The organism is Lapidilactobacillus bayanensis (assembly GCF_003946695.1).
Taxonomy (GTDB): Bacteria; Bacillota; Bacilli; order Lactobacillales; family Lactobacillaceae; genus Lapidilactobacillus; species Lapidilactobacillus bayanensis.
The window spans coordinates 164,741-186,942 of sequence record NZ_RHOX01000002.1 but is presented as its reverse complement, the minus strand read 5'-3'; the positions used below and the strand labels follow the sequence as shown (position 1 = coordinate 186,942).

General features: G+C 37.6%; 20 protein-coding genes. 4 read left to right on the top strand and 16 right to left on the bottom strand.

What is annotated here, in order from left to right; translation table 11 throughout:
- Positions 1-143: 143 nt before the first annotated feature.
- The 4 genes from EKM65_RS01680 to kduI form a co-directional block, all read right to left on the bottom strand.
- Positions 144-1,169, bottom strand: coding sequence for a sugar kinase (locus EKM65_RS01680; protein WP_125604835.1), 1,026 nt, complete (start codon positions 1,167-1,169; stop codon positions 144-146).
- Between the two features lie 21 nt (positions 1,170-1,190).
- The gene (locus tag EKM65_RS01675; protein ID WP_125604833.1) at positions 1,191-1,838 is read right to left on the bottom strand and encodes a bifunctional 2-keto-4-hydroxyglutarate aldolase/2-keto-3-deoxy-6-phosphogluconate aldolase; all 648 of its coding nucleotides are present in this window, start codon (positions 1,836-1,838) and stop codon (positions 1,191-1,193) included.
- Positions 1,839-1,875: 37 nt separating this feature from the next.
- A complete protein-coding gene (gene kduD / locus EKM65_RS01670; protein ID WP_125604831.1) occupies positions 1,876-2,691 on the bottom strand; it encodes a 2-dehydro-3-deoxy-D-gluconate 5-dehydrogenase KduD in 816 nt (271 codons plus the stop codon).
- A 128-nt stretch (positions 2,692-2,819) separates the two neighbouring features.
- The gene (gene kduI, locus EKM65_RS01665; RefSeq protein ID WP_125604829.1) at positions 2,820-3,665 is read right to left on the bottom strand and encodes a 5-dehydro-4-deoxy-D-glucuronate isomerase; all 846 of its coding nucleotides are present in this window, start codon (positions 3,663-3,665) and stop codon (positions 2,820-2,822) included.
- 144 nt (positions 3,666-3,809) lie between these two features.
- Here kduI and EKM65_RS01660 point away from each other — a divergent pair, with 144 nt between their 5' ends.
- The gene (locus EKM65_RS01660; RefSeq protein WP_164506769.1) at positions 3,810-4,574 is read left to right on the top strand and encodes an IclR family transcriptional regulator; all 765 of its coding nucleotides are present in this window, start codon (positions 3,810-3,812) and stop codon (positions 4,572-4,574) included.
- A 56-nt stretch (positions 4,575-4,630) separates the two neighbouring features.
- Here the strand turns inward: EKM65_RS01660 and EKM65_RS01655 are convergent, their stop codons facing one another.
- The 4 genes from EKM65_RS01655 to EKM65_RS01640 all read right to left on the bottom strand — a co-directional run bounded on the left by EKM65_RS01655 (position 4,631) and on the right by EKM65_RS01640 (position 10,261).
- Complete coding sequence (locus EKM65_RS01655) at positions 4,631-7,771, bottom strand: AAA family ATPase (protein ID WP_164506768.1); 3,141 nt, start codon at positions 7,769-7,771, stop codon at positions 4,631-4,633.
- Positions 7,768-8,889, bottom strand: coding sequence for an exonuclease SbcCD subunit D (locus EKM65_RS01650; RefSeq protein ID WP_125604823.1), 1,122 nt, complete (start codon positions 8,887-8,889; stop codon positions 7,768-7,770). Before EKM65_RS01650 ends, EKM65_RS01655 begins: the two co-directional genes overlap by 4 nt.
- On the bottom strand, positions 8,889-9,809 hold the full coding sequence (locus EKM65_RS01645) for an HNH endonuclease (protein WP_125604821.1): 921 nt from the start codon (positions 9,807-9,809) through the stop codon (positions 8,889-8,891). The genes EKM65_RS01650 and EKM65_RS01645 overlap by 1 nt, the downstream gene beginning before the upstream one ends.
- Positions 9,810-9,937: 128 nt before the next feature.
- Positions 9,938-10,261, bottom strand: coding sequence for a hypothetical protein (locus EKM65_RS01640; protein ID WP_225420362.1), 324 nt, complete (start codon positions 10,259-10,261; stop codon positions 9,938-9,940).
- 277 nt (positions 10,262-10,538) lie between these two features.
- On the opposite strand from EKM65_RS01640, the gene EKM65_RS01635 reads away from it, so the two are divergent.
- The gene (locus tag EKM65_RS01635) at positions 10,539-10,784 is read left to right on the top strand and encodes a hypothetical protein (RefSeq protein WP_125604817.1); all 246 of its coding nucleotides are present in this window, start codon (positions 10,539-10,541) and stop codon (positions 10,782-10,784) included.
- A gap of 53 nt (positions 10,785-10,837) precedes the next feature.
- Here EKM65_RS01635 and EKM65_RS11525 read toward each other — a convergent pair whose 3' ends face one another.
- The 8 genes from EKM65_RS11525 to rpmH all read right to left on the bottom strand — a co-directional run bounded on the left by EKM65_RS11525 (position 10,838) and on the right by rpmH (position 18,786).
- Positions 10,838-10,969, bottom strand: a complete 132-nt coding sequence (locus tag EKM65_RS11525) for a hypothetical protein (RefSeq protein WP_263853600.1) — start codon at positions 10,967-10,969, stop codon at positions 10,838-10,840.
- Positions 10,970-11,279: 310 nt separating this feature from the next.
- Positions 11,280-12,821 carry a ClC family H(+)/Cl(-) exchange transporter gene (locus tag EKM65_RS01630; protein WP_125604815.1) on the bottom strand — a complete coding sequence of 514 codons (1,542 nt, stop codon included), beginning with the start codon at positions 12,819-12,821 and terminating at the stop codon, positions 11,280-11,282.
- 203 nt (positions 12,822-13,024) lie between these two features.
- Positions 13,025-14,926 (bottom strand): tRNA uridine-5-carboxymethylaminomethyl(34) synthesis enzyme MnmG, encoded by a 1,902-nt coding sequence (mnmG, locus tag EKM65_RS01625; RefSeq protein ID WP_125604856.1) that lies wholly within the window; start codon positions 14,924-14,926, stop codon positions 13,025-13,027.
- Positions 14,927-14,941: 15 nt separating this feature from the next.
- Positions 14,942-16,249, bottom strand: a complete 1,308-nt coding sequence (gene mnmE / locus EKM65_RS01620; RefSeq protein ID WP_404803117.1) for a tRNA uridine-5-carboxymethylaminomethyl(34) synthesis GTPase MnmE — start codon at positions 16,247-16,249, stop codon at positions 14,942-14,944.
- Between the two features lie 231 nt (positions 16,250-16,480).
- Complete coding sequence (gene jag, locus EKM65_RS01615) at positions 16,481-17,314, bottom strand: RNA-binding cell elongation regulator Jag/EloR (protein WP_164506767.1); 834 nt, start codon at positions 17,312-17,314, stop codon at positions 16,481-16,483.
- Positions 17,315-17,337: 23 nt separating this feature from the next.
- Positions 17,338-18,129 (bottom strand): membrane protein insertase YidC, encoded by a 792-nt coding sequence (gene yidC, locus EKM65_RS01610; RefSeq protein ID WP_125604854.1) that lies wholly within the window; start codon positions 18,127-18,129, stop codon positions 17,338-17,340.
- A 93-nt stretch (positions 18,130-18,222) separates the two neighbouring features.
- Positions 18,223-18,579 (bottom strand): ribonuclease P protein component, encoded by a 357-nt coding sequence (rnpA, locus tag EKM65_RS01605; RefSeq protein ID WP_125604810.1) that lies wholly within the window; start codon positions 18,577-18,579, stop codon positions 18,223-18,225.
- Positions 18,580-18,645: 66 nt separating this feature from the next.
- On the bottom strand, positions 18,646-18,786 hold the full coding sequence (gene rpmH / locus EKM65_RS01600) for a 50S ribosomal protein L34 (protein WP_057756286.1): 141 nt from the start codon (positions 18,784-18,786) through the stop codon (positions 18,646-18,648).
- A 512-nt stretch (positions 18,787-19,298) separates the two neighbouring features.
- On the opposite strand from rpmH, the gene dnaA reads away from it, so the two are divergent.
- Positions 19,299-20,633 carry a chromosomal replication initiator protein DnaA gene (gene dnaA / locus EKM65_RS01595; RefSeq protein ID WP_125604808.1) on the top strand — a complete coding sequence of 445 codons (1,335 nt, stop codon included), beginning with the start codon at positions 19,299-19,301 and terminating at the stop codon, positions 20,631-20,633.
- A 163-nt stretch (positions 20,634-20,796) separates the two neighbouring features.
- Positions 20,797-21,933 (top strand): DNA polymerase III subunit beta, encoded by a 1,137-nt coding sequence (gene dnaN, locus EKM65_RS01590; RefSeq protein WP_125604806.1) that lies wholly within the window; start codon positions 20,797-20,799, stop codon positions 21,931-21,933.
- Positions 21,934-22,202 lie beyond the last annotated feature (269 nt).

The following is a 22,202-nucleotide window of genomic DNA, read 5'->3' as shown; positions in this document are numbered from 1 at the left end:
CACCAGCTTAAAGATATGCCTTCTAGACCAATTTCTTGCTTTTGGAATTAGTGTTGCATTTGATTTGACAATTCAGGAATCAAAAAAATATTATTCCTCTACTTAACTTTTTCCAAGTTCTTGTAAAGGAATAATATTTAAAATTACCGACTCATACTTGAGCCAGATCCGTGACCTTTAATTGCCATAATATCTTGATCACTAACTAAATTTAAATCGCCGCTAATCGTTAATTTAAGTACACTAGCAGCAATAGCATATTCAATCATATCTTGTGGTGCAAAATCATGAACAAAGCCATGAATGAGCCCTGCGCCAAAGGCATCACCAGACGCAACACCTTCCATCACGTGCATATCATAAACAGGTGACTCGTAGAACTGGCCATCTTTTAACAGCAAACCCATCCACTGGCTGGACTCAACTGAATAAATATTACGCAACACACTGGCAACAGTATGACAATTAGGATAGCGTTTAGCAACAGCCACCATGCCTGCTTTGAAACTTGCTTTTTGAACAATACCGCGAGTTTCATCGCCATCAAAAGCTTCAATACCCAACGAAGACTCAAAATCCTCATCATTGGCTAAACAAATATTGACATATTGCATTAATTCGCCCATAACTGCTTGAGCCTTTTCTGGCGACCACATCTTACCACGATAGTTCATATCACTAACGACAGTAATATTGTGAGCGGCACAATATTTGCACGCTGATAGAATTGCCTGCTGTAACTCATCGGAAATTGCTGGCGTTATTCCAGAAAAGTAGAAATAATCCACATCGGCTAATAATGTTGGCCAGTCATATTCAGTAGTCTGCGATTCAGCGAGTGAACTGCCGGCACGATCATAAACAACATTCGTTGAGCGAACACTAGCCCCTTTTTCAAAGAAATAAATACCCAGGCGTGGACCACCACGTAAAATTTTGTCAGTATTAACGCCATATTTGCGTAATGTTCCTAAAGCTGTTTCACCTAGCAAATTTTCAGGCAACTTAGTTAAATAATCGGCGTGATCACCTAATAAACTTAGAGAAACAGCTACGTTGGCTTCGGCACCACCATAACTAGCTTCAAAACTATCGGCTTGAACAATGCGTTTGTTACCGTCAGGCTTCAAACGTAACATCATTTCACCAAAAGTTAATACTTTTTTCATCGATCGAAACCTCTCTAGTTATTAATGGTTTGCTTGCCATTCTGCAAATTTATTGCTAAATTTCTTGGCATTTTCTGTAACTTCGGCCAATTCTGTGTCAGCATTGCCCACTAAACTACCACCAACACCGACAACATAAGCACCAGCATCTAACCAATCGGTTAAATTAGCCAAATTAACACCGCCAGAAGGCATAATCCGAACACTTGGAAATGGTCCGTGTAATTCACGAATAACATTTGGCCCCACAAGACCGGCTGGGAAAATTTTAGTTAGAGCAACACCAGTTTCCTTGGCTGTGTAGACTTCTGTTGGTGTGAAACAGCCGGGAACATAGTTAACACCAGCAGCATTGCAAACTGCTGCAACTTTAGCACTGAATGAAGGAGCAACAATAAATTTCGCACCGGCTTTAATCGCTTGGTTAGCTTCAAAGTCAGTTAAAACAGTACCAGCACCAATCAAAACGTCATCGCGATCTGCATATTTCTTAACTAAAGTAGAAATAGCGTCGTCAGCATTGGGAACTGTGAACGTTAATTCAATCGCTTTTACGCCACCAGTAACTAATGCTTCGGATACGGCAACACTACGATCAGCAGTTGCTGCACGAACAACGGCAACAATGCCTGTTTTGCCTAATTGAGTTAAAACTTCTTCTTTTGCCATGATTTAATTACCACCTAAATTATTATAATGTTCTAAATTATCTTACCAAATAACCACCATCAACGGCTAAAATATGGCCATTAACATAATTAGAAGCAGGACTTGCTAAGAATACCGCAACGCCCATTAATTCAGAAGGCTCTGCCCAATGACCAGCAGGAATACGATCCAAGATTTCTTTGTTGCGTGCCTTGTCTGCACGAATTGGTGCTGTATTAGCCGTTTTAATGTAGCCAGGTGCAATTGCATTAACTTGAACGTTATAAGCACCCATTTCGCTAGCAAATGCCTTAGTCAAGCCAGCAACACCATGTTTAGATGCTGTGTAAGAAGGAATGAACTTACCACCTTGGAACGACAACATTGAACCAATATTAATAATCTTGCCTGATTTTTGTTCAGCGAATACTTTTGAAACTGCCATCGACATATGATAGACAGCATTCAAGTTAATATTAATGACACGATCCCAATCTTCATCCTTGGATTCAAGGATTGGGTTACGTTTAATCATCCCAGCGTTGTTAATTAAAATATCAACATGACCAAAAGTCTTAACTGCTTCAGTAACGACTTTATCAGCAATACCTTGAGCAGTTAAATCAACATCCATAAACGCAACTTTACGACCACGTTTTTCAATCATTTGGCGAGTTTCTTCCCACTCAGCTTTACCATAAGTTGGGATAAAAACATCAGCACCGGCTTCTGCCAAGGCAACAGAATAGCCTTGGCCTAAACCAGTATTGCCGCCTGTCACAATGGTAACTTTACCTTTAAGTGAGAATAAATCCATCTTGAATTTATCAAGTGCTGCTTCATTTGCTTTAATTTCTTCAGGTGATTGAGCCATAATTTTTCTCCTTTAAATAAATAATTATTTGACTGATACGTACTGAACATTGAAGTACATAACGATTAAGCGAACTCAGTAGTATGCCTAGCAACGTTAAACCAGTTATCATAATCTTTATATTGAAATTACTTCAAGTCTTTCATTTCAACAACATCCATATCATCATAGGTTTGGTTTTCACCACACATTGCCCAGATAAATGCATAACTGCCAGTACCAACGCCGCAGTGAATTGACCAGCTTGGATTAACAACAGCATCTTCGGGATTTAAGAAAATATGTTTTGATTCGTCAGGTTTCCCTAAGAAGTGAATAACGCGAGTGTCAGATTCTGCAAATTCAAGATAGAGGTATGTTTCCATACGGCGGGCATGTGTATGAGCTGGCATTGTATTCCATGAGTTACCTGGTTCCAATACGGTATAACCCATTTGTAATTGACATGTGTCCATTTGTGAAGCATCAATATATTTGTAAATTGTTCGTTTATTCATATGCTCTTGATCGCCAATTGGTTTAGCCAAAGCATTAGCAAATGGTAATTTCTTATTAGGGAATTTAGTTGTACCTGGTGTTGAAACAACATAGAATTTAGCAGGGTTTTCAGGGTCATCAGATGCAAATGTAACATGTTTAACTCCGACGCCAACATAATAGCCGTCATGAGGAACCATGCTTTCCTTTTCACCATCAACTGTAATTGAACCACTACCACCAATATTAATCATTCCCAACTCACGACGCTGTAGGAAGTAGTCAACACCAAGTTGCTTATCTAAAACAATTTCCAAAGCTTCAGTAGTTGGTGTCACACCACCAAAAATCATACGATCGTTATATGTGTAAACTAAATTAATGTCACCGGCAGCAAATAAATGTTCTGCCAAAAACTCTTCACGAAGTTTATCCGTATCATAGTGACGAATATCTTCTGGACTGTGCGCGTATTTTGTTATCATGTTAAAACTCATGTAAATACCTCCTATATTTTCTGTATAAGAAAATTAATTTCTTTATCAAGAATCAAATAAATGATATAATACAATTATTCAAAATGCAAGTGAACACGCTATCATTAACCATAATTTTATTTTTTAATGAAGGATCGTAACGATATGACTGAAACCAAATCCGCGTACGGAACTGTTTTACTCAAAGCAAATCAAATTTTAATTGCCATTGCCGTCAATCAGGCCAGTAGTCTTTCCGAAATTTCACAAGATGCTGATATTACCATGTCGACCACGTCTAAAATTTTAGAAACTTTACAACAAATTAACTACGTAATTAAAGACGAACAGCATAAAACTTACACAATTGGCCCCGCATTTCTAAAATTCAATGATGCTTTTCTGCAAGAATTCAGTATCGTTAATCTCTGTCGACCATATTTATCAAAGTTACGCGACAAATTCGGTGAAACCGTTCATCTCGGTGGATTAGAAAATGACGAGTTAGTTTATCTAGATAAATTCTCGGGCAAAAAATCAATTACCGTCATGACATCACGAGTCGGTCTTCGAGCACCACTTTACGCAACCGGAATGGGTAAAGCCATTTTAAGTACTTTTACTAAGAAGCAACTTAATAATTACTTGGCTAACCATGAACTAGTTGCACTCACACCAACTACCATTACTGATCCTCAGATCCTAAATACACAATTAGCCGAAGCCAGAAAGAATCAGTTGACTCATGACGACTCCGAGCGAGACGATGATGTTTTTTGCATCGCCGCAACAATTTGCAATGATCGCCAACTACTTGGCGCCTTCAGCATCAGTATTCCTAAATATCGCCTCGATGAAACTGCTAAACAAGAAATGGAAACCGCAATTCTAACCACTAAAAATGCAATTGAAAAACGACTCAAGGCATAATCGCCCGGGTCGTTTTTTAGAAGTTTATTCAGAATTATGCGTTGTCATTCATTGATTTAATCATCATTAAGTTGGTACTCAATACTACTCTCGCCATTTCCATGGCTAATCACCTTGAGTTGCGCAGGAATTTGAGTTTGTAATTCACGAACATGACTAATAATGCCAATCATTCGTTGATAACTTTCAAGACTCATCAAGGCTTCAATCGCCGTATTCAAAGCTTCTTCATCTAGTGAACCAAACCCTTCATCGATAAATAAGGCATTAATTTCTATCGCGCCGGTTTGTTGCTGCACAACTTCACCCAATGCTAAAGCCAAAGCTAGAGCCGCGATAAAACTTTCACCACCAGATAATGTGCGCACGCTACGATAATCACCGACGTAATCATCAAAAACATTTAATTCCAATCCAGAATTTTTACGTGCACTACCTAATTCTTGAGCTAAAGCCAAACGGTAACGTCCTTTTGTTAGTTTTGCTAACCGTTGATTAGCAACTAATAGTACTTGTGTTAAATATGTTTGTAACACATAACGTTCTAGGCCTAGCTTCTGGCTACCATTTCCCCGAACTAATTCACTCAATTCCTGCAACGGCGTTATGTCGATAATGTCTGTCGTCAATCTGGTAATTTCTTGAGCAATTTTAGTTTGTTGGTTAATTTGACTTTTGACTCGACCTAATTGTTCTTGAGCATCGCTTTGCTCTTGTTGCAACTGTGCTAACTTCAACTGAATCGACTGACTATCAGGGACTTCTTGATAGTCTTTTAATTGCTGTCTCAATTGTTGCAAAATAGCTTGTTGACTGACGACCTGTTGTTGATAGTGATCAATTTGCTTCGTTAACTGAGGTTGCTGATTAAGTTGCGTCAGTAATTGTTCGAATTGTTGACATTGCGTCGCAAAAAGTAAGTTGGGCCACTTTTGCTCAAAAATTTTAGCTAATATTACCTGTAATTTAGCAATCTGAGCTTGGCTATCCGTCACTTGTTGTTGATAATGTTGTTGATCAGTTTTGTTAGCCGTTTGCTGCTGTTGATTTTGTTGTTGTTGCTGCTGTAATGTTTGTTGTTGCTGTTTAAATGTCGTAATTTGTTGTTCAATTCCCGCAAGAAAAGTCGCTAATTCTTGGCTATTTTTAAATTCACTTGGTAATTGTTGTTGAATATCTTGAATCTGCGTCACTGTAACAGCTAATTGGCGTTGACAGTCATTGATAGCAAGCTGACCTCGTTGAACTTTAGCCATTAACTCTTGGATAAGCTTTTCATTCTGAGCAAGTTGCTGCTGCTGTTGCTTGGCATCGGTCTGCTGCTGCGTCAGCTTTTTTTTAGCGTCCGTTAGTTCTTGGGTCTGTGCTCTTAGCCACTGACTAACTTTAGCGTCATCTTCGACCTCTTCTTGCTTAGTCGTGGCGCTCAACTGCGCCCGTATCTCTTGTTGATGTTGTTGAAGTTGTAATAATTGCTTCTGTAACGTCGTTATGGATAAGCTAATTGTATTAACCTGTTTCTCCGTATTCTGCCGCTGCTGATCAACTTCATCGAGCATTTCTTCAGTAACAGTCACTGCTTTAGTTGTCACTAAGTCCATCTGCGAATGATCGAGTGACCCACAAACAGGACAATGTTGACCAGGTAATAAATCCTGCTGTAAAATCGCAATTTGTTGTGCAGCATAGTCACTTTTCATTTGTTGATACCGCTGTTGTATGATTTTTTGTTGTGCAATTGCTGTTTGTAATGTCACTTGCTGCGTAGCTGCTTGCTTAATTGTTGCTTGAATTTGTTGCTTAATCTCAACCGCCTGTTGTACTAATTCTTGTGACTTGAGCAGCCAATCTTGTTGTTGATCAAGTTGACGTTGTATTTGATAGAAATCTGGTAATTGTTGCTGAGCTTCTTTAAGTGTTTGACTATTCTGTTGCGCTGTTCTTAGTTCAGTTTCGCTTTGTTGCTGCACTTGTTGCCGTTGTTCAACATCTTTGATGATTTGTTGTTTAGTCGCTTCTAGTTCAGTAATTTGCTGATACTTAGGGATTAAAGGCGTATATTTAATCAACTGTTGTTGGAAAACTTTTTGCTCATTCTCATGAGTTTGCAACTTGGTTAAGGCCGCTATCAGTTCTTGCTGTGTTTTTTTAATAGTTGCTGCAACGGCCAATGATTTCGTTAATTGGGTCTTAGCTTTAGCAAAATCAGTCGTTGCCTGTTGAAACTCTTGATAGTAATGTTGATTATTTTGTGCCCATTGTAATTTTTCTAACTGCTCCCGCACTTGATCAATCGCTGGTTCTTGTTGTTGTAACATTTTTAAAGTTTGTTGACCCTGGGCTTGTTGCTCAAATAATTCTTTAATATGTTGACGATGCGTCAATTCCACCTGCTGTTGTTCAACTATAATTTTTAATTTGTTAACTCGCTGCTGTTGAACTTTCTCTGCTACCTTCATTTGCGTAATTTGTTCTTGCAACAATTGCTGTTGCTTTGCTACGGTCGTTTGCTCAACTGGTTTTAAATCAGCTTCCCAGTCAATTTGTTGCAACAAAGTTTGCATTTGCTGTTGCCGTTGACCATTTTCATCTTTCAGTTGCTTATACTGAACTTGTAATTGTTTAACCCATTGTTCATAATGCTGCGTCTGAAAGAGATTACGCAAAACCGCTTCTTTTTCGTTACTATCCCCATTTAAAAACTGCCGAAATTCGCCCTGAGGTAATAGAACAATTTGCCGAAACTGGGCTGCATTTAATTGCAATAGATCGGCCAAATACTTGTTGGCTTGATCAATTTTAGTGAACTGCTTAGCTTCTTTAGTTGGTGTGTCATCTTCGTAAACTGTCAATTCAATCTGAGGGACCTGTTCTGTCGTTCCTTGACCACGCTTTTTAGCCAACATTTGTCGCGGTTTACGAATGACTTGATAATAATGACCACGATGCGTAAATGTCAATTCAACACTGGTTTCATCATTAATCGTTGCAAAATCAGAACGAAACTCTTTAGGCTCTCGCTGTGATCCAGAAGCTTTATCATATAAAGCGAAGACCAAACCATCAAAAATAGTCGACTTACCCGCACCAGTAGGTCCACTAATTAAAAACATAGAAGATTGATCGAATTTTTTAAAATCAATTTGTTGATGCCGATAGGGTCCAAAATAATTTAAAGTGAGTTGTAAAGGTCTCATTCGTCCACCTCTTTTAAGGCTTGTTCTGCCCATTGCCGCTGTTGTTCTGAGAGTGGCTGTTGTGTCATTTCTTGATAAAATTTATCTAATAATGTCATTGGCGATTTAATTTCCTGTGTGGAAATTTGCCGCGTCGTAAATGTCGAGATACCATTAGCACGACTCATCGTTAAAAAGTGAGGAAATTGTTGGCGTAACAAGACGCTGGCATTACTAATCACATTAGTGTCGTCCAAAACAATACCGGTATACGCGTCTTGATCAATTTGATGACTACTTAAATAATCAGCATTAGTTAAGTCTTTAAAGCTTCCTTCAACAGTTTGAACATCACGTAGCGGTTTAATTGGCCTAAATTTAACTTTAATCTCTGGATCTGTATCAACAATTAGCACACCCTTAGTTTGATTTTCCTCAGACAAAGAGTACTTAATTAATGAGCCGCTATAACGGATCGTTGAATTTTGTAACGCGTCTTTATTATGAACATGACCCAAAGCAACATAATCAAAATCCTTTAATAAATCTAACGAAACAGCATCTAAACCGCCAACATTAACCGTTGTTTCCGAATCTGAATGAGAACTACCTGCGGCAAAAAAGTGCGCAATTAACACGTGCTTCTTATCCAGTAAAAATTGTTGTTGCAGTTTAGCAATAATCCGTGTCATCGCTTGTTCAAGTGTGCGAATACTGTCATCTTCAAAATACTGACGTGCTTGATATAATTCAAAATATGGCAACAAGAAAAATTGGCTATCACCAATTTCCACCGGTTCAAACGCCTGATCTAATTCTGTATGCAAATAAAAGTCAGTCGCAGCAAACCACTGATTGCCCACACCTAAACGAACCGCACTATCATGATTACCATTAATCATTAATAGTGGTAATTTCACCTGCAAATTAATTCTGCTAATCATTTCCGTCAGCTGAGCAACTGCCGCTTCCGCTGGATTTTGGCGATCATATAAATCACCGGCTACCACAATTGCATCAACTTGCTCTTCTTCGGCAATTTTAATTAGCTGCTCAAAGGCAGCATCTTGTTCGGCGACCAAATCATAGCCAAATAAACGCCGACCTAAATGCCAATCCGCTGTATGTAAAAAACGCATTAATTATCCTCCTGCTCTAATTTCCAAGTCGCGTAATGTGAAATAATATAATCATGACGAACGCGAATTAACTTTTGATAATCACTGTTCTCACCATCAAGTAAACCTTGTAACACCTTGATCTTCCGTCGTAAACCTACTAATTTTCGATCTTGCACGGAAACTGTTAGGTGTCGGGCCACCGCCAATTGCGTTTGTAATTTCTTTTGCTGCCGAGTTAGTCGCTCAATTGTTTGTTGATATTGACGTAATTTTGCTAACGTTGCCGGAACTTCTTGATTCCATTCAACAAACTGCTGATAAGGCATACTACCCTTCAATTTATTGCATTCCCGGCAGGATAAAATTAAGTTTGCCAGACTATTATCATCCGACAAAGTGACCGGGTCCTTATGATCAACACTATCACCATAACGCCCACAATATTGACATTGATAATGATATTTCTCACGAATATAAACACGCGTTGTATAATCTAAATTATTTTTATCAAAAATTGTCGTCGTATCGCAACCAAGATTTTCTAAATCAATAGGAAAGTTCCCCGTTAAATTAACTGCTTCAGGGCGATTTTGCCAAGCAATTACATGTTGATAAAACTGTTGACGTAGTGCTTGTTTCCGCCACGAACCTGGTAACACGTCAAAACTGTCAATCAAACTATTACAAGCTTTACGCTCTTGCTTAGTCAAACTTAATTTTACTTGCTGAGTGGAAGTTTTCCTTGCAATATTCTCTGGTAACCCTAAATAAACCCATTGTCGTGCAGTTGCTAGGACCAAACTTTGTTGATTGACAAAGTCACCAATTAATAAACCGCGACTTTGACAAATATCACAAATACTCGTGAGTTGCTGCTGGCCCAAATAAAAATGCTCTTCAGTTAAATTCAAACGACAATATTGACAACGTAATCGCATCTTAATTCCTTCCTCACATGAATAAGAAAAATGACCCCGCTGAATCTATTATAAATTCAACAGGGCCAATCAAATCTAAATCGGTGGGTTTGAATAACCACTATTATCAACGATTAAATTATTTTGAATTAAATGAAATCATCATAAACAATCTCGACAAGTTCCTTTTTGGTCGCAAAATTAACTTGATAAACCGTTTGTTCTAACGCCTTTTGGTACTCATCCAAAACATCATCTGGTAAAGGAGTCACAGCAGTTAACTTCGCAATCACTTCTTGAGTATTTTCAACACTTTCCAAGTCGACAAATAAATAAACTTTAGTCAAGATGTCATGAAGTAAGTCGGTCATTACCGCATTGGGCTTACCATTTAAATCTGTTAAAGCAACCTGATCAGGAGCAATCCCCTTATGATTAACTGTAATAAATTTTAGCACTTGAAAAACATTCATTTTATTTACCTCAACACACATGAATTATTATCTTCATATTAGCACAATTGTTCACCAATTCGATAGTAGTAACTGCTTTAACCAACACAATTTTACTAATAAAGTTGTTGACTCATTAATCAGAACCAGCTTAATTAATCCTTAACTGAATTGAGAAATCCTTAAGTAAAACGTCTAATTCTTCGAAAATAAATCGTAGATTCAAGCTACATTTGATCGCAAAGCGGTCATTTTTATGAGTTATGCTAAAGACATCATCAAGAAAGGATGTTAATTCATGTTAATCAACGACCAACAAGTTATCTCAATTCAAATCACAAAAATTACCAATGCCAAAAAAATCGAATGTCTGACCGAAAATGGCAATAAGGTTAATTTGCATATCACCAGTATCGAAAAAAAGGACCCACTATTTTGGTGGAGCCTACTCAAAATTTACACTGCCCAATTATGGATTCCAATTGTTAAACAAACCAATACACTGTTGACTACAGACTGGTTGGCAGATCCAACGTTAGTTTAAAAAGCGTACAAAAAAAGTCGAACAAAATTGCCCGACAAAAACTAAAACAATGACTACTTATCTGCTTCAGCTAATTTTTTTAAAGTTTCTAAAACCTTGTCATTAGCTTTTTTGTTCTTTTTGATGTTAGTCGTGTTAATTGGTCGACGGTTGCCGTTCATACCAGTATGATTGTTTTGTGACATGGTGAACCTCCTTACGTATTACGTATTCAATTAATTTTATTGCATTTGTGGTCAAATTTCAAGCCGTAAACCATTTAAGTTACGAAAAGTCGTAATTATTAAGTAATCAACTCATCATTTAGTCCGATTATTACCCGGGAAATAATTAAAACGTTCAAACTCGCTGATTTAAAAATAGTCTACGCATTTAACTCACGTCATAAAACGCTGGGTTAAGTAAAATTATCTCGTCCGGAAAAGTCTCCTCGTTCTGACAGCCAATCATTTGAAAAATAAGGTTTCTTTTTGATAAATTCACAAAGCTATTTCTTCAATGCCGAACACTAAGCTTCTTTAATGCCAGCTTAACTTGAGCGCGGCGATTATGATCAGTTAAAACAATTAATGTATCACCGGCTAATATTTCTGTATCACCTTTGGGAATTAATTCCTTTTCTCCACGCCGAATTGAAACTAATAAAGTCTCTCGTGGCCAAGCAATATCGCGCACTTCGGCATTAACAAAGGCCGTACCTTCAAAGACAGGAACTTCCAAACGGCCGTGATGACCAGACCTAGTCAAATGAGGTTGATTAACCTGCATTCGTTCTGCTAATGACTCATAGATTGGTGCACCACCTAAAATATCAACAACTAAATAAGCAACTAATGATACAACAGCTAGCGGCATTAAATGCTCTAATGTCCCGACCATTTCTGTAATTAATAACATTGCCGTAAAAGGGGCCTTCCCAATTCCTGCGAAATAACCGGCCATAGCAAAAATGACCAAGTTCATAATTAAGTTACGTGGAAGTAAACCGAGATTAGCCATTAACACGCCATAAAAGTCACCAATTAATGCTCCTAATGTCAGAATTGGTAAAAAGATACCACCTGGCAAACCAGAGCCGTATGAAATCATCGAAAATATAAATCGTAAAACTAACAATCCAAAAACGATCAGTGCAGTAGGTTGCTGCTTGGCCAGACTTAATATCAAACTGTTGCCGCCACCTAAGGTATCAGGCCATAAATAACCGATGGGAATTACTAATAACAATGGAATCAAACCATCCGCATAACGAGGAATTACTTTAAAACGGCGATATAGTGTCGGCATCGCCAATAATACTTTTTGATAAACAATGCCCAACCCACCTAAAATAATTCCCAATACTAGCAGATGCCAGTATAATCGTAGTGGAAAATTCATCGTATAGTTGAGATGAAGTACCGGTGTTAAACCAAATATATTTGAAGAAATAAAATTAGCACTCAACGCACCTGCCAACGATGTCATCCAGACTAACGGCGAAAAATTATGATAAATTTCTTCAAGGACAAACATCGTCCCGGCTATTGGCGCATTAAACGCTGCCGCCAAACCGCTAGCTGCACCTGAAGCAATTAAAACACGTTCATTAGTACCTTTTTCTTTTAAACCTGATGCAACGCCTTGTCCAATTGATGAACCTAGTTGGATTGACGGACCTTCCCGACCAAGAAATAAACCAGAACCGATTGCTAACGCGCCACCGATAAACTTCCGCCATAAAATCGGCCACCATTGTAATTTTAAATTACCACTAAGTTGTGTTTCAACTTCAGGAATTCCGGATCCCATAATATGGGGTTGTTGTTTAGTGAGTCGGATATTGATTAGGCCAATCATCAATAACAGCAAGATTATGCCGACTAACCATAGAACATTATAGTGGGCTTCAGCGTATAAATATCGCCAAAAAAACAATGAACGTTCAATTAAAAGTCGAAATGAACTAACAACTAATCCGGATAATAAACCAACTAAAATTCCCTTACCAATGAAACCCACGTGTATTAAGTTTAACCGTTCTCCAAGCTTACTCATTAGCGACACCTCAATTACTATTAAAAGCCAAAAAGAAATAAATTACCAGCGTATCATAATTTTCTAAATTTTAGTTTGCTTTTTTTTTGCAAAAAAGAAACCGAAAGAATGAAGTGGCCCACTACTGTTAGACAAGAAGTCTAATGATTGTGAGCTACTTCAAAATCCCGGTTTTTTATATCGTCATCCCATTACTTCGAACTTTAACCAATTTTAGCAATTCTACCTTGTTCGATATACACACTCAGAATGGCAACATCAGCAGGATTGACACCGCTAATGCGTGACGCCTGAGCAATTGTTTCTGGTTGAATCTTGGTCAATTTTTGCCGTGCTTCTGTTGCTAAACCATTAATTGCCGCATAATCAATTCGTTCTGGAATTCTTTTAGCTTCGAGACGTTTCAGATGCGCAACTTTACTTCTCTCTTTATCAATATACCCAGCATATTTCAATTGAATTTCAACTTGTTCTTTAACATAACGATCAGCTTGCAGATCTTCAGCACCAACTAAGTCAGCAATTTCATCATAACTAATTCCGGGTCGTTTAATTAAATCACTAGCAAGAATACCATCCTTCAAAGGTGAATTATGATGTGCCATCATGAATGCTTGTACTTTTTCAGTTGGTTTGATGCGAATTTCTTGAAGACGTTTTGTCTCAGCATCAACTGCTTGCTTCTTAATTAAGAAGTTTTGATAACGATCTTCACTAATCAGTCCTAATTGATAACCCTTTTCAGTTAAGCGTAAGTCAGCATTATCATGACGTAAAATCAAGCGATACTCTGCCCGACTAGTTAACAGGCGATAAGGTTCATTAGTACCCTTCGTAACCAAATCATCAATCATAACGCCGATATAAGCTTCGGCGCGTCCTAAAGTGAAAGCCGCTTTATTCGCTGCCCGTAAGGCTGCATTAATGCCTGCGATAATTCCTTGACCAGCGGCCTCCTCATAACCAGAAGTACCATTCATTTGACCAGCAGTAAACAGATTCTTAACAACTTTAGTCTCCAAGCTGTGCTTCAATTGCCATGGTTCAATAATATCGTATTCAATCGCGTACCCGGGGCGCATTAATTCAGCATGTTCCAAACCGGTGACAGAATGTAACATCTTTAATTGAATTTCTTCAGGCATAGAGGTCGAGAAATCACCAACATAATATTCCTCTGTTTTGCGCCCTTCAGGTTCAAGAAATAATTGATGTCGTGGTTTATCTGCAAAACGAACCACTTTGTCTTCAATCGATGGACAATAACGAGGACCCACACCTTCAATAATGCCAGAAAACATGGGCGCACGATCTAAATTATCACGGATAATTTGATGAGTCGTTTCATTCGTATAAGTCATCCAGCAAGAAAGCTGATCCTTTAAATAAGCGGTATCAGGTGTTTCGTAAGAGAAATGATTAGGTGTTTTATCACCTGGTTGCTCTTCAGTTTTAGCATAATCAATTGTATTACCATCAACTCGCGGTGGTGTTCCCGTCTTAAAACGACGTAATTTAAAACCTAATGTTTCTAGATTCTCTGATAATTTGATTGATGGTAACGAATTATTAGGGCCGGATGAATAAGTTAATTCACCAATAATAATTTTGCCTCGTGAAGATGTACCCGCTGTTAAAACGACACTCTTAGCTAAATAACGCGCACCAGTTGCCGTTATAACGCCTTGACAAATACCGTCTTCAACAATCAATTCATTAACTAACCCTTGGCGTAAGGTTAGCATTGGTTCATTTTCGATAACATCTTTCATAACCAAATGATAATCATTCTTATCAGCTTGGGCACGCAATGCCCGAACCGCCGGACCTTTACTCGTGTTTAACATCCGCATTTGAATATAGGTTGCATCGATATTTTTGGCCATTTGACCACCAAGAGCATCAACTTCACGAACGACGATCCCTTTCGCCGGACCACCTACAGAAGGATTACATGGCATAAACGCGACCATATCCAGATTAATGGTTAATAACAGTGTTTTTTGGCCCATTCTGGCAGCAGCTAGTGCAGCTTCACAACCCGCATGTCCTGCACCGACAACAATGACATCATATTCGTGTGAATCATATTGTTTAACTTCCAAATTCAAAATCTAAACCTACTTTCCTAAACAAAATTGACTAAAGAGTTGTGTTATTAATTGATCTGGTGCATTCTCTCCAGTAATCTCACCTAACTTTTCCCAACATGTGGTCATATCAATCTGTACTAAATCAATTGGCATATTGTTGTTTAACCCCGCCACAACACTGTCTAAAGCAGTTTCTGCTTGCTCTAGCAAACCGATTTGTCGATTATTAGAAACTAAAACATCTTGTTGGCGATTCTCAATACCACCAAAAAATAAGGTTTTAATTTCTTGTTCAACTGCTGCAATTCCTTGATTATCTTTGACAGAGGCGACAATAGGGTCTTCAATTACGTCAGACGCTACTAACTGCTCAGGCTTAATTTGTTGTGGTAAATCAGATTTATTTAAAATAATAATCCGTTTCTGTTTGCTCGTCATTTCTAATAGCTCTTTATCTTCAATGGTTAATGGTTCACTAGCATCAAGAACTAGGATAATTAAATCGGCACCTGCTAATGCTTTCTTACTCCGTTCAACCCCAATTTTTTCAACCTTATCGTCGGTCTCATGAATACCGGCCGTGTCAATCAACTTCAATGGCACACCTTGAACATTAACGTACTCTTCTAGTACATCGCGAGTAGTGCCAGCAACGTCAGTAACAATTGCCTTATCTTCCTGCAGCAAGTAATTCAAAAGTGAAGATTTGCCAACATTCGGTCGGCCGATAATTGCTGTTGCCAACCCATCTCGTAAAATCTTACCTTGTTGGGCAGTTGCTAATAATTGCTGAATCCGCGTCTTAACTTCAAGCGCCTTTTCCATCAACAATTTCGCTGTTACTTCATCTTCATCGTATTCAGGGTAATCAATATTGACTTCAACCTGAACCAAAACATCAGAAATATCTTGACGTAGATGATGAATCAAATGCTGTAAATTACCATCTAGTTGATTCAATGCGACTTGCATCGAGCGATCAGTTTTGGCTCGAATTAAATCCATAACTGATTCGGCCTGTGTTAAGTCAATTCGACCGTTCAGAAAAGCTCGTTTAGTGAATTCACCTGGTTCGGCCATTCGGGCGCCGTGAGCCAGCAAGAGCTGTAAAATTTTATTTGTTGGCACAATACCACCATGACAATTAATCTCAACAATATCTTCGCGAGTAAATGTCTTCGGTGTTCGCATAACAGAAACCATTACCTCATCAAGTGTTTGTTTAGTTTGAGGATCGACAATATGACCATAGTGAATTGTATGACTGGCAACTTTAGTTAAGTCCTGACCTTGAAAAACTTGATGAGCAATACTAATCGCATTCTCACCTGACATTCGCACTATTGAAATAGCCCCTTCACCAGGTGGTGTTGAAATAGCAGCAATCGTATCATATTCTGTCACACTCAGCATTGATAATACTCCTTTCAAATTCTTGCCAATAAAAAAAGTGCCCAAAATCCACCGATTAAACTAACATTAATCGATGGACAAAGCACTTTGACTACTTTATCTATTAAGTTAAGTTGTGAAAATAATAGCTCATCTAACCTATTTTGTCAAAAACTAAGGTAGCTTAACCGTTTTTCGTGGCGCAATGACAACATAACGGTCTGGTTCAGTTCCTTCTGAGAAAGTTTCAACATATGGGCTCTCCGCCAATAACGTATGCACCAATTTACGCTCAAAAGATGGCATTGGATCAAGAAAAATTGCCTTATGATCGGCCACGACATTACGTGCCGTTCGTTTCGTTAATGACGTTAAGGCACGTTCGCGACGCTCACGATAATCACCAATATCTAAAACAATTGTTTGGCGAGTACGACCATGATGGTTAAAGAAAGTTTGACTTAAATACTGTAATGAATTAATTGAGCGGCCATGTTTACCAATTAATAGACCTTCTTTAGCAGTCTCCAAATGAAAAACAATTCCTGACTCTTGCTGATCAACTCGAATTAATGCAGGTGCACCTAAGCGTTTGGTTAAATCCATCAAATAAACTGATAAATCTTTAATGGCTTGATTATCATTACGTTCAAATTTAGGGGCTTCTACGGTTGTAACAGCCTTTGAAGCAGATTCAAATTGACCTTGAACTTCAACTTCCGCAGCAACTTTATCTTTAATGTCAGAAACGGTTTGTTGATCTTGTTGAGCATCATTCTTAATCGTCTTTTGGATTTTTCGGTCACGAACTTCTTGCTTGGCCTTCTTTGCTGCAATTACCTCTGGAGAAACTTGCATTTCTACGATTGCAGTTTTTTTACCAATACCAAGAAAACCATGTGAATCTTCACGTACGACCTGAATGTCAGCTTCTTCACGTTCAATCTTCAGGTCTGCTAGTCCTTTTTGGATAGCTAATTCAATTGTTTCGCCTTCATATTGAGCCATATCGTCAACTCCGTTCCCTTCAATCATTTCTTACGTTTATTATAGGCGCGCTTACGAGCACGCCGCAAATTACGATCATGTTCACGTTGTGCTTCTTCTTTTTCTTCTTGTTCACGTTTAGCTGTGAATGGGTTTTGCAAAATCAGAGTCTGAACAACCTGAAATGCGTTGGAAACAACCCAATAAAGCGTAATTGCAGAAGCCATTGTAAACGCCGGTATCATAATCATAAATGGCATCACATACATCATAATTTTACCAGTAGAACCACTTTGTGGCATGGACATATTACTGATCCAAGTACTTAAGAAGGTAAACACACCTGCCAGAATTGCCATAATGTAATAAGGATCACGTTCACCCAGCTGCATCCATAAAAATGTCCCTTGACGTAATTCTGAAGTACGCCAAATCGCTTGATACAAGGCATACATGAATGGCAACTGGATCAACATTGGTAAGCAACCTAACATTGGATTAACGCCAGCTTCAGACATTAACTTCTGTGTTTCTTCACGAAGCTTTTGTTGTGTTTCAACATCTTTCCCACTGTATTTCTTCTGTAAAGCTTGCAACTCTGGTTGAATTGCACTTTGTTTCTTCATATTCTTGGTACTGAAATGATTTAAAGGCAACAGAATAATTCGAACAATAATTGTAAAGACAATAATTGCCCAACCATAACTCCCACCTAACAGTGAAGCTAACTTCAAAATAAAGCGCGAGAATGAATACAATACATAATGATCCCAAAAACCAGTACTCTTACTTGTAATTGGCGCGTTTAAATTACTGCATGCTGTTAAAAACAACATTAGACTTAATAATGAAACCGCCAATAACACCTTTTTTAAATGCGAACGTTTCTTCACTAATTTTTCCTCACGAATCAAATTTTAGTCGATACTTTAATCTTCATGCTCAGCTGTTAGTAGCTCACTCAATTTTAACACATGAACCAGATTACTTTTAGTCTCTGCCATTGTTAAATTTTTAGCACTTCTTCGCGCAATCACTAAAAAGTCAACATCTTGCTTGAGGTCACCGTCTAATTCATGAAGACTTTGTCGAATATAACGTTTGATACGATTACGGCTAACTGCGGTATGACCAATCTTTTTACCTACAGAAATACCGACACGAAAATGAGCCTGCCCGGGTTTATCTAACCGATAAATAACAAAACAACGATTAGCAACTGAACGACCAGCCTCAAAAACTTGTTGAAATTCTTTTTCTTTTTTTACCCGATAAGACTTACGCATCTGACTTGTCCAATCTCCATCATTTCAAATCAAATTAATAAAAAAAACCACTGATCCCAGTGGCCCTTAAGCAGATAATACTTTTCTACCTTTAGCACGGCGTCTAGCTAATACTCTACGACCGTTTTTTGTACTCATTCGTTTCATAAAACCATGAACTCGTTCACGATGACGTTTCTTTGGTTGATATGTTCTTTTAGTTGTCATGTGTGCTACACCTCCTAAATATAATGCAGTGGATACACCATGAAGATCGGTTAAATCGACTTCTTCAAGCGCAATTACTTAAATATACTAGCATATACCTAACTAAAAAGAAACTGTCTTTTACTTTTTTTATCTACAAATCATTAAATTCTTTCAAAAAGTTATCCCCAACTAATCAATTAAAAGTGATTTATCTGTGAACAGTCATTTTAAATGCACAATATTATCCACAAGTTTTTAAACAACTCACATTTATCTCTTAAAGTTATCCACAATGCCTGTGGAAATTTTATCTTTATTGAAAATAAGGCCTCTTTTACAATAAGTTATCCACAATTGATTGTTTGTTTCTTTATTTTTTTATTTAGTTTTACAATTTATCCACAGCCGGTGAATTACTTAGCCCTATCCTGTGATTAAATTTTGATAATTATTTAAAACCTGTGGAAAACTTTTTTTTAGAATGCTAAACTTAATTTATCTTTTTATTCCTAAGAAAGGAGTATGTCAACTTGGCAAATGAAAAACTACTATGGGAAAAACTCGTTTCTGAATTACAAAAAAATTTCGAGTCTGTCAGTTATGATACTTGGATCGCGCCTGTACAACCAATATCTTTAAATAATGGCACGTTAACTTTGGAATTACCTTCTGCCTTTCATCGTGACTACTGGGATCGTAACTTAGTCTCTGAATCTGAAGCAATTCTTCAAGATTATACTGGTCAAAAAATTCAATTGAATTTAACAGTTCCTAATGAAAATCATGATGTTGTTGATCCCCCAACTTACAATGATGATACCTCAGGACAAGTTTATGCTCACGATACGCATTTAAATGATAAGTACACTTTTGATAGTTTTGTGGTTGGATCTGGTAATTACTTAGCACAGGCAGCCGCGTTATCAGCAGCTGAGGAACCTGGCCAAGTTTATAATCCGCTTAACATCTATGGTGGCGTTGGACTGGGTAAAACTCATTTGATGCAAGCAATTGGTCATGAAGTTTTACGACGTAACCCCGAAGCGAAAGTTAAATATGTTACTAGTGAAGAATTCGCTAATGATTTCATTAATTCTATTAGAACGCGACGTCAGGAAGAATTCCGTCGAGAATATCGATCGGTTGATTTATTATTAGTAGATGACATTCAGTTTTTTGCAGATAAAGAAGCTACTCAAGAAGAATTCTTCCATACTTTCAACAAATTGTATGAGAATAAAAAACAAATCGTTCTAACTTCTGATCGGATTCCTAGCGACATTCCTAAATTAGAAGACCGTTTAATTTCTCGTTTTAAATGGGGACTTTCTGCTGATATCACCCCACCTGATTTGGAAACACGAATTGCGATTTTACGCAACAAAGCTGTCGCTGAAGGATTAGAAATCGATAATCAAACTCTGAATTATATCGCCGGGCAAATTGACACTAACATTCGTGAACTCGAAGGTGCTTTAGTTCGGGTGCAAGCCTACGCCACAATTAATAAAATCGATATTACATTAGAAACCGCTATTGCTGCTTTAAGGGGTTTAAAAGACGCTTCGCAACAACACGGACTTTCTATTAGTAAGATCCAAGAAGTCGTCGCCCAATACTATCGACTGCAAGTTTCGGACCTTACTGGCAAGAAAAGAACTAAAAATATTGTCGTACCTAGGCAGATTGCCATGTACCTTTCTCGTGAATTAACCGATAACTCGCTACCAAAAATTGGGAAAGAATTCGGCGGGAAAGATCATACGACTGTCATTCATGCTCACGAGAAAATTGTACAAGATCAAGAACGCGATTCTGAATTACGTTCGCAAATCAGTGACTTGAAAAAATTACTTAAAGGATAGCCTGTGCAAAACTTTTTAGCTATCACCAAAAATATCCACAAGTTATCCACAGGGAAAAGATGAGTTCTCGTAGAACAATCACTCTTTTCCCCATAATCAACAAGGACTATTACTATTACTTTAAAATCTTTTATTTATATAAAACTACCTAGGAGGTTCTCTCATGAAATTCACAATTGATCGTCTTAGTTTTATTCGACAATTCAACAATGTTTTAAGAGCAGTCCCATCAAAAACGGCTATTACAATTTTGACCGGAGTTAAGTTTGATTTAACAGAAGCGGGTTTAAAGTTAACTGGTAGCGATGCTGATATTTCTATCGAAAGTATGTTGCCGGTTAGCGATGAATCTTTAAAACTACAAATTGAATCAACAGGATCAGTTATCATTACTGCTCGCTTCTTTAGTGAAATTATTAAGAAATTACCAGAAGAAACATTTACCTTTGAAGTTAAAGACAATTTTAAGGTTGTTTTAACTTCAGGCAAATCTGAATTTACGGTGATTGGTTTTGATGCGAATAGTTACCCACATTTACCTGAAGTTAGTGACGCCAGTCAATTAAAATTTTCTGCAGAGTTATTGCGTGGTTTAGTCAATCAAACAGTTTTAGCTGTTTCTGCTCAAGAAAGTCGGCCAATTTTAACTGGTGTTCATTTCTTGATCAATGCTGACGGTTTAATGGCCGTTGCAACTGATAGCCACCGTTTGGCACAACGCAAAATTGATTTACCAGATATTGAAGGTGATTTTGATTTCGTTGTTCCTGGGAAAAGTTTAGTTGAATTAGCAAGAATGTTAGCTGACTATCAAGATGATGTTCAATTAAAGATTACCGATAACCAAGTTCTCTTTACTTTTGGTCAAACGCAATTCTATTCGCGACTACTAGAAGGTAATTATCCTGACACGACACGTTTAATTCCAACCGATTCTACAACAACCATTCAAATTGATGCCTCAACTTTATTGGCATCTGTTGAACGTGCTTCGTTACTTTCACACGAAAGCCGCAATAATGTGGTGCGACTACAGTTAAACCCAAACGATAATACTGGCACTTTATCAAGTAACTCTCCTGACGTTGGTAATGTTGAAGAAGAGTTAAGTTTAAGTTCTTTATCAGGGAACGCGTTAGATATTTCCTTTAATCCAGATTACCTGAAAGATGCTTTACGTGCTTTTGGTTCAACGGAAATTAAGTTAGCCTTCACGACTAACTTACGGCCATTTACATTAATGCCGTCTGAAGATGGTGAGCACTACATTCAATTGATTACGCCGGTTAGAACATTTTAAGTAAGTTAATCAAAATAAGTAATTAAAAAAGCAAACAAGGATTTTGAAATTAATTCGAACGTCGAAAAAATTTTAAAATTCTTGTTTGTTTTTATTGTTTACGAAAAATGATGATTTTACGGTGAATTAGCTTATATCGTCATATAATTCATTTTCAGCAATTTTAGTTTTTTTGGTCAAAAGATATTATCTTGCTTCAAATTGTCTTAAATCGCTTTAAAATTCTAATATCGTTGTTTTAACACTCTAAAAAAGGTATAATTTAATAG

What these genes read in the sequence shown, in the direction of transcription:
- EKM65_RS01630 (WP_125604815.1), bottom strand. Translation starts at nt 12,821, where the DNA reads ATGAGTAAGCTTGGAGAACGGTTAAACTTAATACACGTGGGTTTCATT.
- EKM65_RS01650 (WP_125604823.1), bottom strand. Translation starts at nt 8,889, where the DNA reads ATGCGTTTTTTACATACAGCGGATTGGCATTTAGGTCGGCGTTTATTT.
- EKM65_RS01660 (WP_164506769.1), top strand. Translation starts at nt 3,810, where the DNA reads ATGACTGAAACCAAATCCGCGTACGGAACTGTTTTACTCAAAGCAAAT.
- rpmH (WP_057756286.1), bottom strand. Translation starts at nt 18,786, where the DNA reads ATGACAACTAAAAGAACATATCAACCAAAGAAACGTCATCGTGAACGA.
- mnmE (WP_404803117.1), bottom strand. Translation starts at nt 16,249, where the DNA reads ATGTCAGGTGAGAATGCGATTAGTATTGCTCATCAAGTTTTTCAAGGT.
- kduI (WP_125604829.1), bottom strand. Translation starts at nt 3,665, where the DNA reads ATGAGTTTTAACATGATAACAAAATACGCGCACAGTCCAGAAGATATT.
- EKM65_RS01655 (WP_164506768.1), bottom strand. Translation starts at nt 7,771, where the DNA reads ATGAGACCTTTACAACTCACTTTAAATTATTTTGGACCCTATCGGCAT.
- kduD (WP_125604831.1), bottom strand. Translation starts at nt 2,691, where the DNA reads ATGGCTCAATCACCTGAAGAAATTAAAGCAAATGAAGCAGCACTTGAT.
- EKM65_RS01675 (WP_125604833.1), bottom strand. Translation starts at nt 1,838, where the DNA reads ATGGCAAAAGAAGAAGTTTTAACTCAATTAGGCAAAACAGGCATTGTT.
- rnpA (WP_125604810.1), bottom strand. Translation starts at nt 18,579, where the DNA reads ATGCGTAAGTCTTATCGGGTAAAAAAAGAAAAAGAATTTCAACAAGTT.
- jag (WP_164506767.1), bottom strand. Translation starts at nt 17,314, where the DNA reads ATGGCTCAATATGAAGGCGAAACAATTGAATTAGCTATCCAAAAAGGA.
- EKM65_RS01640 (WP_225420362.1), bottom strand. Translation starts at nt 10,261, where the DNA reads ATGAATGTTTTTCAAGTGCTAAAATTTATTACAGTTAATCATAAGGGG.
- EKM65_RS01680 (WP_125604835.1), bottom strand. Translation starts at nt 1,169, where the DNA reads ATGAAAAAAGTATTAACTTTTGGTGAAATGATGTTACGTTTGAAGCCT.
- dnaN (WP_125604806.1), top strand. Translation starts at nt 20,797, where the DNA reads ATGAAATTCACAATTGATCGTCTTAGTTTTATTCGACAATTCAACAAT.
- EKM65_RS01635 (WP_125604817.1), top strand. Translation starts at nt 10,539, where the DNA reads ATGTTAATCAACGACCAACAAGTTATCTCAATTCAAATCACAAAAATT.
- EKM65_RS11525 (WP_263853600.1), bottom strand. Translation starts at nt 10,969, where the DNA reads ATGTCACAAAACAATCATACTGGTATGAACGGCAACCGTCGACCAATT.
- EKM65_RS01645 (WP_125604821.1), bottom strand. Translation starts at nt 9,809, where the DNA reads ATGCGATTACGTTGTCAATATTGTCGTTTGAATTTAACTGAAGAGCAT.
- yidC (WP_125604854.1), bottom strand. Translation starts at nt 18,129, where the DNA reads ATGTTGTTTTTAACAGCATGCAGTAATTTAAACGCGCCAATTACAAGT.